Annotated in this window: 13 protein-coding genes; 11 read left to right on the forward strand and 2 right to left on the reverse strand. The window is 41.5% G+C overall.

Features of this window, described 5'->3' with window-relative positions:
• Window positions 1-78: 78 nt before the first annotated feature.
• A complete protein-coding gene (locus IEV69_RS02905) occupies window positions 79-573 on the reverse strand; it encodes a hypothetical protein (RefSeq protein WP_188439293.1) in 495 nt (164 codons plus the stop codon).
• 188 nt (window positions 574-761) lie between these two features.
• On the opposite strand from IEV69_RS02905, the gene nadA reads away from it, so the two are divergent.
• From nadA to IEV69_RS02925, 4 genes are all read left to right on the forward strand, one after another.
• Window positions 762-1,700 carry a quinolinate synthase NadA gene (nadA, locus tag IEV69_RS02910; RefSeq protein ID WP_188439295.1) on the forward strand — a complete coding sequence of 313 codons (939 nt, stop codon included), beginning with the start codon at window positions 762-764 and terminating at the stop codon, window positions 1,698-1,700.
• A complete protein-coding gene (gene nadB, locus IEV69_RS02915; protein ID WP_229741289.1) occupies window positions 1,697-3,187 on the forward strand; it encodes an L-aspartate oxidase in 1,491 nt (496 codons plus the stop codon). Before nadA ends, nadB begins: the two co-directional genes overlap by 4 nt.
• A complete protein-coding gene (locus IEV69_RS02920; protein WP_188439296.1) occupies window positions 3,180-3,584 on the forward strand; it encodes a c-type cytochrome in 405 nt (134 codons plus the stop codon). Before nadB ends, IEV69_RS02920 begins: the two co-directional genes overlap by 8 nt.
• A gap of 67 nt (window positions 3,585-3,651) precedes the next feature.
• Entirely contained in the window at window positions 3,652-4,968 is a 1,317-nt protein-coding gene (locus IEV69_RS02925; RefSeq protein ID WP_188439298.1) for a cbb3-type cytochrome c oxidase subunit I, read from the forward strand.
• A gap of 8 nt (window positions 4,969-4,976) precedes the next feature.
• Here the strand turns inward: IEV69_RS02925 and IEV69_RS02930 are convergent, their stop codons facing one another.
• A complete protein-coding gene (locus tag IEV69_RS02930) occupies window positions 4,977-6,734 on the reverse strand; it encodes a tetratricopeptide repeat protein (protein WP_188439300.1) in 1,758 nt (585 codons plus the stop codon).
• 276 nt (window positions 6,735-7,010) lie between these two features.
• On the opposite strand from IEV69_RS02930, the gene IEV69_RS02935 reads away from it, so the two are divergent.
• The 7 genes from IEV69_RS02935 to upp all read left to right on the forward strand — a co-directional run bounded on the left by IEV69_RS02935 (window position 7,011) and on the right by upp (window position 12,095).
• Complete coding sequence (locus IEV69_RS02935; protein WP_188439302.1) at window positions 7,011-8,564, forward strand: thiol-activated cytolysin family protein; 1,554 nt, start codon at window positions 7,011-7,013, stop codon at window positions 8,562-8,564.
• A 124-nt stretch (window positions 8,565-8,688) separates the two neighbouring features.
• A complete protein-coding gene (locus tag IEV69_RS02940; RefSeq protein WP_188439305.1) occupies window positions 8,689-9,147 on the forward strand; it encodes a hemerythrin domain-containing protein in 459 nt (152 codons plus the stop codon).
• 38 nt (window positions 9,148-9,185) lie between these two features.
• The gene (locus IEV69_RS02945; RefSeq protein WP_188439307.1) at window positions 9,186-9,494 is read left to right on the forward strand and encodes a phosphoribosylpyrophosphate synthetase; all 309 of its coding nucleotides are present in this window, start codon (window positions 9,186-9,188) and stop codon (window positions 9,492-9,494) included.
• Window positions 9,495-9,509: 15 nt separating this feature from the next.
• Window positions 9,510-9,788, forward strand: a complete 279-nt coding sequence (locus tag IEV69_RS02950) for a hypothetical protein (RefSeq protein WP_188439309.1) — start codon at window positions 9,510-9,512, stop codon at window positions 9,786-9,788.
• Window positions 9,789-9,799: 11 nt separating this feature from the next.
• The gene (locus IEV69_RS02955) at window positions 9,800-11,023 is read left to right on the forward strand and encodes a hypothetical protein (protein WP_229741291.1); all 1,224 of its coding nucleotides are present in this window, start codon (window positions 9,800-9,802) and stop codon (window positions 11,021-11,023) included.
• A complete protein-coding gene (locus IEV69_RS02960; RefSeq protein ID WP_188439312.1) occupies window positions 11,020-11,427 on the forward strand; it encodes a hypothetical protein in 408 nt (135 codons plus the stop codon). Before IEV69_RS02955 ends, IEV69_RS02960 begins: the two co-directional genes overlap by 4 nt.
• An 11-nt stretch (window positions 11,428-11,438) precedes the next feature.
• The gene (upp, locus tag IEV69_RS02965; protein ID WP_188439314.1) at window positions 11,439-12,095 is read left to right on the forward strand and encodes a uracil phosphoribosyltransferase; all 657 of its coding nucleotides are present in this window, start codon (window positions 11,439-11,441) and stop codon (window positions 12,093-12,095) included.
• Window positions 12,096-12,178 lie beyond the last annotated feature (83 nt).

Here is a 12,178-nt window from a genome sequence, read left to right on the forward strand (position 1 = left end):
GCTTGATTTTTAATGCTATAAAAATAATATCAATAAAAATTAAGATTTATTCTTGTATTACTTTTTGAATAACAATTTTTAATCATCGTCGTCTTTAATTTTCTTTTGTAATTCTTGTTGATTAATTGTACCCTCGGGGCGTATTTCAGAGTGTCTGATCTCGCCCCCAGTATTTCCAACATCAGTTGCTGCAAATGCAGCAGCTATAACAAGAAGAGTTACCAATATATACCCATAAACAGCCAATTTCATTTTTCTGATTACTAAAATCAGCGTGACTAATGAAACCCCACCTAAAACAAGCATCATAACCAAAAATAATTCTGCAGCATCTTCGTGTGTTTCTATATATTGCTCACTAAATTCGGGTAAGTTTTCTACAGCATGCTCTGCTCCCTCACCGGTATAATTTACTATTATTGCCATAATTGCACTAAAAACAAAAATCCCCAAAGCAGTTGCTTTTATGTTTGGTTTTTTTAATAAAAAACCAAACAATAAAACAAGAGCCCCAATTGCTAAACCAATCAACGGAAAATGGTTTAATAACAGATGTAAATGCAAATCGCTCATAATAATATTTTTTTTAATGATACCCAGGATTTTCTTTCAAGTTGGTTTCAAGCCATTAAACAGATTCTATAAATGAGTGTTATTAAAGGTGAAATAACAAGCTAAAACCTTATATAAAGATAGTAAATATTTTTATTATAAGATAAAAAGGTCTTTATTTATTCTTATCTTTGCATAAATAGCATACTATGGTAGACAGACCTTATTACGTACGAAAAGAAATTAACCGATTACGCAAGAAAAAGAACGCCATCATACTGGCTCACTATTACCAGGATGAGGCGATACAGGATGTGGCTGATTTTGTGGGTGACAGTCTGGAACTGGCACGAAAAGCTACAGAAACCGATGCTGAAATCATCGTCTTTGCAGGAGTCTATTTTATGGCTGAAACAGCCAAAATCCTCAGTCCCAATAAAAAAGTGCTCCTCCCAGACCTCCTGGCCGGTTGCTCGCTCGCAGACAATTGCTTGCCTGATGATTTTGCAGCTTTTAAAGCCAAACATCCCAACCATAAAGTAGTGACTTACATCAACACCTCAGCCGATATCAAAGCAATGAGTGACTATGTGTGTACCTCTTCCAATGCTGAAAAAATCATTCGTTCCATACCGGAGGACCAACCCCTCATTTTCGCACCCGATAAAAACCTGGGCGCTTACTTAAACAAAGCCACCGGTAGAAATATGGTGTTGTGGGATGGCAGTTGTATTGTTCATGAAGCCTTCTCTCTTGAAAAACTCATTGATCTGGTAGTAGAAAATCCGGGTGCAAAAATTGTAGCCCATCCCGAGTCGGAACAAGCTGTTTTACGCATAGCCCATTCTATTGGTTCAACATCACAGATGCGCAATTTCATTAAAAACAGCACAGCCGATACGTTTATCGTTGCCACCGAAGTGGGTATTCTGCATCAGCTCAGCAAGGAAGTGTCAGACAAAAAACTCATTCCCGCACCTTCACGCGAAGACAACAGCTGCGCCTGCAGTGAATGTGCCTTTATGAAAATGAATACCCTTGATAAAGTATATCGTTGCCTGCGCGACGAAACTCCCGAAGTATACGTGGAAAGCTCCTTGGCAGTAGAAGCCCTGAAACCAATCGAAAAAATGCTCCAACTGTCATGATGATGCAAACCGATGTATTAATCATAGGTTCGGGAATTGCAGGATTGGCATTTGCCATTAAGCTGGCCGAACGCAAACCCAAAACCGATATCGTCCTAGTCACCAAAGCTGACCGCTTTGAAAGCAATACTAAATACGCCCAAGGTGGCATTGCAGCCGTCATGGACAACATCCATAGCAGTTTTGAATCCCATATAAGCGACACCCTCAAAGCCGGCAAAGGATTTTCTAATATCCAAACAGTGCGCATGGTCGTTGAAAAAGCCCCCAAACGGCTTCAGGAATTAATTGCGTGGGGGACCCCTTTTGATAAAACTTCAGACGGAAAATGGGATTATGGCTTGGAAGGCGGTCACAGCGTGGCCCGCATTCTGCATCACAAAGACCAAACCGGTCTGGCACTTGAAAAAGCACTGCTGCAACAACTCAGCCGGTTTAAAAATATTCAGTTTCAAACAGAAGTATTTGCTACAGACTTACTTGTCCAAAACAAGCGATGTTACGGCGCTCAGTTTTTAGATAAAAATGAACAATCATTTTCAATACAATCAAACATCACTTACCTCGCCACCGGTGGCAGCGGACAAGTATTTTCCAAAACCACCAACCCGCTCATCGCTACCGGAGACGGTCTTGCCATGGCTTCCCGGGCAGGAGCTGTTGTAGAACATATGGCGTTTTATCAGTTTCATCCAACCGCCCTGGTTACATCAAAAAATCCGGTGTTTTTGATAACCGAAGCCTTACGCGGTTTTGGTGCCTACCTTATCAACCACAAAGGGGAACGCTTTGTATTTAAACATCACCCTGAAGGCGAACTCGCTACCCGTGATATTCTCAGTGAAGCCATCTTTAAGGAAATGCAAAAAACAGGTCATGACCATGTTTGGCTGGACTGTCGACACCTCGACCGGGAAGCGCTCCGGTCTCATTTTCCAAACATTATACTGCAGTGTAAAAAACATGGTTTCAATCTTTTTAACGAACCTATCCCAGTAGCCCCGGCGGCACATTATCAATGTGGTGGAATCAAAGTCAATCGCGAAGGAAAAACGACTCTTCACGGCTTATATGCCAATGGCGAATGTGCATCCACAGGACTTCACGGTGCCAACCGTCTTGCCTCTAATTCATTGCTGGAAGCAGTGGTCTTTGCCCATGAAGCTGCATTGAGTGTGGCTTCCGAACTCAAACAAAACAAAACAACAGCTGGTTTCAGCGGAAGAACTGGTTCAGTTTCAAAAAATCCTGTGACCACTACAGTAAAAACAGCTCATTTGAAAAAAGCCCTTCAGGAACTGATGTATCGGTTTTACCTCAACAAAAGTCTGGAAATGCCTCTGAAGCCTTTTGGTGCTGAAATAGACAGCTTGTTTTCAGAGATAAAAAAACTTTCGGTTTACCATAAATCTTCACAATCGATATGGGAACTGCAAAACATGGCTGAGACTGCCCGATTAATTATCAACGACACCCTCTATGAATAAATGGGTTTCCATAACATTTGTGTTGTTGAGTACAGCATTTTTGTTGTTTTCGTGGAATATCTATCGGGATGAAGCGGTCTATGAAAAAAAACCGGCAGACTATGATGCCGAAATGCAAAAACAAGGCCGGTTGGTCTGGCAAAAATACAATTGCCATGTGTGTCATCAGCTGTATGGTTTGGGCGGTTTTCTGGGACCCGATTTAACCAATGTCTCTGAGAAAGGCTACCATTATGTAGATGCCTTTTTAAAAAATGGCGCGGCTTCCATGCCCGCATTCAATTTGACTGAAGAAGAAACAAACCAATTATTTGAGTTTTTAAAAGCGTCCAATGCCAGCGGCTCTTCCAATCCAAAGGAGTATAGAAAACTGTGGAATGGGATGATTGAACAGTGATGAACGATTTAATCAATTTCAGACGTGGTTGAGACGCAAAATCTTGCGCCCATAACACGAAAAATGTATGATTAAGAGTTATAAAAATATCGGTAACCTCTTTTTGATAACAGCACTGGTCTTGTTTCTGGCCAGTGTCATCTTTGGTTTTTTGGCTTCGTTACTATATCGCTATCCTGAGTTTTTAAAAGACAGTATCGGTTTGTCAGGATTGCGTCCCATGCACGTCACCGCAGCCATCTTCTGGATTTTATTGGCTGCCACGGGGGCTATTTACCGGTCGCTGGACGAAATTACCAAACAAAACAATCACAAATATTTAAAATTACTGCACTGGATACTATGGGTCATTGCACTCATCGGTATTTATTATGCCTATTTTACCGGTAACTTTGGTGGACGTGAATACTGGGAGTATCCTCCCGTTTTTGCCCTGTTAATTGGTCTTGCCTGGGTATTGTTTTTAGTGGTCTTTATTCTCAAAGTCAGGGCCATTAAAAAATGGCCGGTCTATCTCTGGATGTGGTTCACAGGTATCCTTTATTTCCTGTTTATTTTTATCGAAAACTATCTATGGGTCATCCCCTATTTCAGGGAGTCCTTTATCAAGGATATGGTCATCCAATGGAAAGCCGCCGGAAGCATAGTGGGCGCCTACAATATGCTGGTCTATGGTACCGCTTTTTATGTGATGGAACGCATCAGCAAACAAGCCAATACCGGGTTCAACAAGTGGGCCTTTGCTCTTTTTTTTCTCAGTTTCTTCAATATGCTCTTCAACTGGGGGCATCATTTGTATTTGGTACCCACCAACCCCACTATTCATTATGTGGGTTATATCGTGAGTATGACCGAATGGGTGTTCTTTATAAAAATTATTTACACCTGGAAAAAACAAGTTACTGAAGCAGAAACATATCTTCATTATTTTCCCTATCGGTTTATTCTGGCTTCAAACTTTTGGTTGTTTTTCAACCTTACACTGGCACTTTTTATGTCCATCCCGGTCATCAACCTCTATATGCACGGAACGCATTTTATCACGGCCCACGCTATGGGAACCACCATCGGCATCAATACCATGATTTTACTGGCTGCTGTTTTCTACTTTTTGTTGCCCGAAGAGGAAAACCATCATTCCCAATGGTTAAAAGCCGGATTTTGGGGTACGCAAATTTCGCTGTTGATCTTTCTGATTGCCTTAATGGGCATGGGTATCACCAAAAGCCTTTGGTTTTTTGAAGAACCCCAGGCGCCTTTTGGGGAGATGATGGAACGCTCCCGGGTTTGGATTGTTTTATTTATTGCTTCCGGGACAGTCTTGATGGGTTCGTTTGTAATTTTAATTTCAAAAATAACAGCAACATATTACAAAAGGAGCTAAGGGCTGTATTAAACACTTTTAATAAATGAAATAAGGTCTTCTTCAGAGGGAAGCTGTAATTTCTTTTTGAGTCGGTATTTTGATTTTAGGATGGTATCTGGCAGCACGTTTAATATTGTAGCAATTTCCTTGGTATTCAGGTTCATTCTTAAAAAAGAGGCCAGTCTTACTTCTTTTTCAGTAACGGTGGGTGCCTTATTTTTAAGGTTTTGTTCAAAATCTTGATGTACCTCGGTAAAGTAAGTTTTAAAAACCTCCCAGTCTTTTTCCTCTGCCATATGAGTTTTAATTAGTTGTTTCAAGCGTCTTAACTCTTTTTCAGTGGCTTCGGGATTTTTAACTACGTGATGTATGCGTTGATCAAATTCGTTGATAAAAGTGTTTTTTTGAAGAATCTGTAGTGTCTGAGAAGCGAGCTCACGTTGTTTAAAATCCAATTCTTGTTTATAAATTGCTTGTTGCTTTTCATAAGCCAGTCGGTTTCTTTTAATGCGCTGTCTGTAAACCAGTAAAATTAATCCCGCTATGGAAATCATAGAAATCAAACCTATGCCATAAAGCGTTTTATTTAAATTACTGATTTCAATTTCCTGATTTAAATTTTTGATTTCCTCTTCCTGCAATGCCAGTTCAGCTTCCTTTCGTTCTGTTTCATACTTTTTTTCAAGCTCTTTGATAGCCGCTTTGGTTTCAATTCCGCTTATGCTGTCATTCAGGTTTTGATATAGTCTGCTGTATTGATAGGCATTTTCAAAATCATTTAAATCGGTATAGACATTGGCCAAAATATCATAATTACTTGAAAGGGTATACAAAGAGCCCGTTTCCTTATTGAGTTCCAGAGCCTCCAACAAATAGGATTCTGCTTGCCTGTAATTTCCTGTTTTCTGACTCATCACCCCAAGGTTTAGCGTTGCTATTGCCTTGAGTTCGGTAGCGTTTAATTGTTCACTTAAGCTGAGTACTTGTTTAAAGTATTCGATGGCAAGTACTGTTTTATCAGTGTTTTTATACACATTGGCCAGTGCGTTGTAAGCACTCATTAAATAGTAATCCAGATTGTTTTCTTCATAAAAAGCAATCGCTTTTAGCAAGTATTCCTCAGCACGGTCAAAATCTTTTAGATGGTTGTAATTCATCCCAATATTGGTATTGAGATGGGCAACAAACTGCTGGTTGCCTTCAGCTTCATAAATGGAAATCGCATTGAAGAAATACTCATTTGATGCTTGAAAGTTTCTTACTTCAGAATTGATATTTCCCAAGGAAAGGTAATCTTTGGCCTTAAAAATTTCCTCCAGACCCAATGTATCCTTAAGGCGTAACGCATGAATAGTACTGGCAGCAGCATTTTCAAAATCTCCTTTTCTGCGGTAGTTGTTACCCAGACTTCCTAAAGAACCCGACTTGTTTTCTAAATCGCCGCCCTTGTCAAACCAACTGACGGCTTGTTTAAAGTAATATTCTGATGAATCAAGTTCAGAATTTCTGGCGAAGAAAACCGCTTTTACCTGATTCAGGTGGCCTAAACCAACAAAGTCATCATGTTCAGAAGCCAGTTCCATACTGTCAATAATTCGATCGGCACGCTCCATATCCCGGTCATACACCATACTGAAGAGCTCACGGTAAGCTTTCATTTTTACCGTAGTATTTTTGGTTTCCAAAATCACCTGTTGTAAACTGTCTATCGCATTTTGATTTTGAGATAAAACTGGAATACTGCCAACAAAAAAGAATACAATGAGTAAAATAAGTTCTTTCAAAACATGGTAATTAGCTGAAATAAAGGTATGTAAAATTTTTTTATGGCTTGAATCCCAGCGATTATTCCACTTTTGAAACATAAAATCATGGGCACTATCTAAGGCTTTTTTTAAAATTTACCACAAATACCTTTTAAACCTAGTGTAGCTTCAAGTTTCCTTAAATAGCTTCAAATAAACAATTTATCATTCGTGTCCATACTTTGTCCATCCCTCAAAATTGGCAAAAACCCTCGTTGCAAGTAGCTTTGAAAAACTATATTAAACAAACTCTTTATGAAAACTACAAGCACCTTAAAAAATTTCACAGCAATCACACTGCTTGCCCTTTTAATCATCTCATGCAGTAAGGAAGATGACTCTCAACCCATCAATGCAGATGCGGCAGATATCACCGCTTACATTCAAAGCCTGACCTACAACCCTGATGAAATGCTGAATGTTCAGGAAACCGGGGGCGCACCCAGTTTGAGAACCTTACTAAATGAAACAACAGATTATTCTCCACCCAATCAAGGCACTGTTACAGGATGTATGATTCAGGATTACAACCTGAATTCAAATTTTGATGATGTGGCTATTTTACGCCCCACAAACGGTGTGATTTTTCCCGGGGCATTGGTCGTCGGAGACCAGGGGATGCTCGATGGAGCACCCACTCCACTCTCTTTAGAAAGGGCCCCATTAACATTAAGGCTTGATCTGCCCGGTATAGGAAGCAACGGAAATATAGAAGTCAACAATCCTAACAATTCAGAAGTGAATTCACAACTGGACAATGCACTGGAGTGGTGGAATGACAATGCTTATCAACAAGGCTATGTCAATGCCTCCAACTCCTCATATCAGGCCGCAACTTCTTATTCCTCCACACAACTGAGTCTGGATATTGGCCTAAATGTTGCCTGGGCCACCGGCGATTTTGCGTCTCAGTTGAACTATGAAACCAATACCGAACGCAGGGTAGCCTCCATTGCGTTTAAGCAGGTGTTCTACACAGTCACTATGGATACTCCCCTATCTGCAGGCAGCGTTTTTGGTCCTGATGTAAGCCTTTCCGAGGTTCAAAACGTTTTAAATTCTGAAACCCCACCGGCGTATGTAAGCGCTGTTTCTTATGGCCGTATTTTGATGTTGCGCATGGAAACCACAAATATGGATACTTCAATCGATTTAAGAGCTGTGCTGGAATATTCCAGCGGTGTGAATTCAGCATCGGGTAGTGTGAATGCTACGTATGACGAAATCGTGCAAAATTCAAGTATGAGTCTTGTTGCCATAGGCGGGAATGCAGAAGTGGCACTCAGCAGTATCAACACCGCAAATATTGAAGACGGTCCCGGTTCATTAAATCATGTCATCACCGGTGATAATGCCGTCTACAGCCGGGATAACCCGGGGGTCCCCATTGGGTACACCATTCGGTACCTTAAGGACAATTCTCTGGCCAAAATGGGTTACACAACAGATTATACCGTTGAAGAATGTGGAAGCTTACCGTATCAACATCAGGAAATTACTGTGACCAACAATTGTTACCATGACACCCGCTTTCGTTTAAGGTATAAAGGACAAAATTCAACTACCAATTACAACAGCCAGTATTATGAACTCGATCAGGATGAGGTCGCTAATGTCACACCCCCCTCCGGGGCGCACGATGTGAAAATCAGAATGGAATGGCAGTGTGGTGCAGGAGACTTCAATTATTTGGCTGAATATGACTTAGGCTATGTATCCACCGAAAAATGTTACAAATTTACCGGGGGCGCGTTTTGTATAAACAGCAGCACCGGAGTGCCCAGCGTAAGTTCTACCTCTTGTAATTAGCCAATTAGACTTGATGTTCAAAAGCCGGAGATACCCTCCGGCTTTTTGTATTGGATTAATTTACACTTTACAGAATTCTTTAATTCTATAAAAACCAATACCTTTAAGGTTCAATTCAGGTTTTATGAAACAGCCCATTAAAAGACACCCCGCCCTGCAGCCCTGGAGCCGGGACCACCACCACGGACTCCTCCTTAGCTGGAAAATCAAAAAAGGATTTTCCTTAGGGATCATTCCTGAGCGCATCAAAAAATACACTGACTGGTTTTGGGAAAGCCAATTGATTCCCCACTTTGATACAGAAGAACGTTATTTGTTCCCCATTCTGGGAAGTGACAATCACCTGGTGCAACAAGCCATTGATGAACACCGGCAACTCAAAGCCTTGTTTGAAAAAGAAGATGCTGTTTCTGAAACCCTTTCAAAAATTGAACGCCTGCTAAACGACCACATCCGTTTTGAAGAGCGTGTGTTGTTTCAGGCCATACAGGAAGTGGCAAATCCTGAGGAGATCAAACTCCTGGAAACCGTTCACGGGGAAACAGAAGATTGCGAAACCTGGGAGGACGCATTCTGGAAATAAAATTGTATCTTTAAAAGTACATCAAAACAAACGCTAAAATGTCCGTTCCAAAGTCATATGATACCGTTACAGAAGCCATGGAAGATTTGATGAAAAGGGGCTATACTGCCAATTTCTCAAGTGATGAAGATAAAAACTGTTTGATTTGCAATGCGCCGGCCATAGAATTATCACCCGATGCCTTTGAAATCGACGAACTCTATCGCTTTGAGGGCAATACAGACCCCGGTGATGAAATGATCATCATGGCTATTTCATCAGCAAAACACAACATTAAAGGATTGGTTGTGAATGCATTTGGCATGTATGCCGACACACTCAAAGCTAAAATCACAAAAAAACTCTAATCTAAAACCAATCTTATGGATCTTGTTGAAACCATTGTTAACTTCTTCAAGAAACCCGAAGAAGAAACCAAAGACAGGGCTCCGGAAGGCGTTTGTGCTTTGTGTTGGGGACGTCAACAATACGACGGAAAAATCCGCACACTTTACAAAGACAAACAAATTGATGTAAACAACCACAAAGACAGTTATATGCTGGTGCAGGATTTTGTGAAAACAAACCTCGATGGCATCCGTTTAAAAAAAGGAACCCTTGAAACCTGTCCCCATTGTAACACAGATTCCAATATACACTGAGCCGCCTTACAATGAAGATTCATTTACAATCCCATACCCATTTAGCTCTTTTTTTCTTCTTGCTGGCCGCCTTGCTGGGCGCTATCCTCCGTTTGTTTGCAGTAGCTGACATCCCGGCTACTTATCGTTTTCTGGTTCATACACATTCTCATATTGCACTGCTGGGCTGGGTCTATATTGGCTTGACCACCTTGTTGTACAAACTATTCCTTGAGAAGGCAAAGGTCGCAGTTGCATACAGGCGTATTTTCTGGTTTACACAAGTCACTTTGGCGGGAATGCTGCTGAGTTTCCCATTTCAGGGGTATGCCTTGTTTTCCATCCTTTTTTCAACACTGTTTTTAATCGCTTCCTATTTGTTTGCAGGATTGTTCTTAAAGAAAACACCTGCTGAATTCCGTACCCGTTTGTCCTTCAAACTGGCGCGGTGGGCGGTGCTTTATATGGTATTTTCAAGCATTGGCCCCTGGGCTTTGGGTGCCATTATGAACACCCTGGGAAGCACCTCGGTCTGGTATAAAATGGCCATCTATTTTTATTTGCATTTTCAATACAACGGCTGGTTTGTAGTCGCTTTGCTGGCAGTGCTGGTGTTTTTACTGGAACAGGGAGACTTCACCCTCCATCCCAAAAAACAAGGTAAATTTCTCAGACTCTTGAACAGCAGTGTGCTGCTCACCTTTTTTCTGTCCACCCTTTTTACAGAACCCCACTGGACCTTGTATGTGTTGGGCGCACTGGGAGCGATTTTGCAAACCATTGTATTTATTTGGTTGTTTTTGTGGCTCTATCCACGGTGGAAACCATTTTCCAAAAGGCTCCTTCCCGGTGTGGGGCCTTTGCTGATTGGGGCCGGGGTTTTATTAGCAATAAAATCTGACATGCAACTGCTGTCAGCCATCCCCTATTTTGCAATGCTGGCTTATTACACGCCCGATTTTGTCATTGGCTATCTGCATTTGGTCTTTTTGGGGGTAGTGAGCATTGCCCAGTTTGCCTTTTTAAAACAAACAGCTTTGTTACAGCTTTCGCGAAAAGCCATGCTGCTGTACCTCGCTGTGTTTGTGGTTACCGAACTCATTATTTTCTACAAAGGGTTTAGTTTGTGGCTGGACTTTCCCTTGTTTGAAAATTATTACTTAATTTTAAGCATCGCAAGCTGTCTGTTCCCTCTTGCCCTTATCATAATTTTTATAAATACGGTATTTCAAGCCAATAAAAAAACCATTCTATGAAAACACTACTCAGTTTGTTCTGTTGTTACCTGCTGCTCACACCCTCACTTCCGCCGGTAGCGATTCCTGATGCCCATTCCTCTGCAACCATGATCAATTTAAAACTCAATGACGGAGAAAAATGGCCCACTGATGAAGTCACCACCAACCATATTCAATCAATGATTGATTTGTGTGAAGCAGCATTATCACAACGCACCTATGCCGTTGCCCCGCTTCATGAAGCCCTTACACAAGAAATTGATGCCTTGAACCAAAACACCCAAATGAGCGGTGATGCCCGGGCTCAATTGCATAATTATCAGTTAGGCCTGCGCAAACGCATCGAAGCATTGTCAGAGAACAGAGGAACGGTAGAATGGTTATTACACGAGTTAAAACGCTTTACTGACTATTTTGAATAAACACATTTACTATGCACATCCATAACCTGAACACCCAATCATCAGTCCTAAACAAATACATTGCTGAATTACGGGACATCAACATCCAGAAAGATTCGATGCGATTTCGCAGAAACATTGAGCGCATTGGCGAACTGCTGGGGTATGAGCTCAGTAAAACATTGACCTATGTTGCCCGGGAAGTAAAAACACCCTTGGGCACATCCAAGACAAAACTAGCTCAAGACCCACTGGTGATTTGTTCCATTCTCAGAGCGGGCTTACCCCTCCACCACGGCTTGCAGAATTGCTTTGACGAGGCAGAAAATGCCTTTATCTCGGCCTACAGGCAGCACACCTCAGCAACCCAATTTGAAATCAAAGTGGAATACCTGGCCGCCCCCTCGCTGGAAGGAAAAACCTTGATCCTTGCCGACCCCATGCTCGCTACCGGTAAGACGTTTGTCAACGTACTCGAAGCCATCAAACATTTGGGAACGCCTAAAAAAGTACACCTTGTTTCGGTCATTGGAGCACAACCCGGCATTGATTTTCTCAACCGTGAATTACCCGTCGATTATACCCTTTGGATAGCCACGGTTGACCCTGAACTCGATGCACACGGCTATATTGTTCCGGGATTGGGCGATGCAGGGGACCTTAGTTTTGGAAGTAAAATGCAAGGTTAGGGGGCAAAATCAAGGTTCAATGTTCAAGGTTTATTTGTTTTGAAAAGAGGGAAGAGAATTATAGATTAAGTCCTTATCTCTAG

Source organism: Planktosalinus lacus, assembly GCF_014640155.1.
GTDB classification, from domain to species: Bacteria; Bacteroidota; Bacteroidia; order Flavobacteriales; family Flavobacteriaceae; genus Planktosalinus; species Planktosalinus lacus.

What these genes read in the sequence shown, in the direction of transcription:
- IEV69_RS02940 (WP_188439305.1), top strand. Translation starts at nt 8,689, where the DNA reads ATGAAACAGCCCATTAAAAGACACCCCGCCCTGCAGCCCTGGAGCCGG.
- nadB (WP_229741289.1), top strand. Translation starts at nt 1,697, where the DNA reads ATGATGATGCAAACCGATGTATTAATCATAGGTTCGGGAATTGCAGGA.
- IEV69_RS02920 (WP_188439296.1), top strand. Translation starts at nt 3,180, where the DNA reads ATGAATAAATGGGTTTCCATAACATTTGTGTTGTTGAGTACAGCATTT.
- IEV69_RS02955 (WP_229741291.1), top strand. Translation starts at nt 9,800, where the DNA reads ATGAAGATTCATTTACAATCCCATACCCATTTAGCTCTTTTTTTCTTC.
- IEV69_RS02905 (WP_188439293.1), bottom strand. Translation starts at nt 573, where the DNA reads ATGAGCGATTTGCATTTACATCTGTTATTAAACCATTTTCCGTTGATT.
- IEV69_RS02925 (WP_188439298.1), top strand. Translation starts at nt 3,652, where the DNA reads ATGATTAAGAGTTATAAAAATATCGGTAACCTCTTTTTGATAACAGCA.
- upp (WP_188439314.1), top strand. Translation starts at nt 11,439, where the DNA reads ATGCACATCCATAACCTGAACACCCAATCATCAGTCCTAAACAAATAC.
- nadA (WP_188439295.1), top strand. Translation starts at nt 762, where the DNA reads ATGGTAGACAGACCTTATTACGTACGAAAAGAAATTAACCGATTACGC.
- IEV69_RS02945 (WP_188439307.1), top strand. Translation starts at nt 9,186, where the DNA reads ATGTCCGTTCCAAAGTCATATGATACCGTTACAGAAGCCATGGAAGAT.
- IEV69_RS02950 (WP_188439309.1), top strand. Translation starts at nt 9,510, where the DNA reads ATGGATCTTGTTGAAACCATTGTTAACTTCTTCAAGAAACCCGAAGAA.
- IEV69_RS02960 (WP_188439312.1), top strand. Translation starts at nt 11,020, where the DNA reads ATGAAAACACTACTCAGTTTGTTCTGTTGTTACCTGCTGCTCACACCC.
- IEV69_RS02935 (WP_188439302.1), top strand. Translation starts at nt 7,011, where the DNA reads ATGAAAACTACAAGCACCTTAAAAAATTTCACAGCAATCACACTGCTT.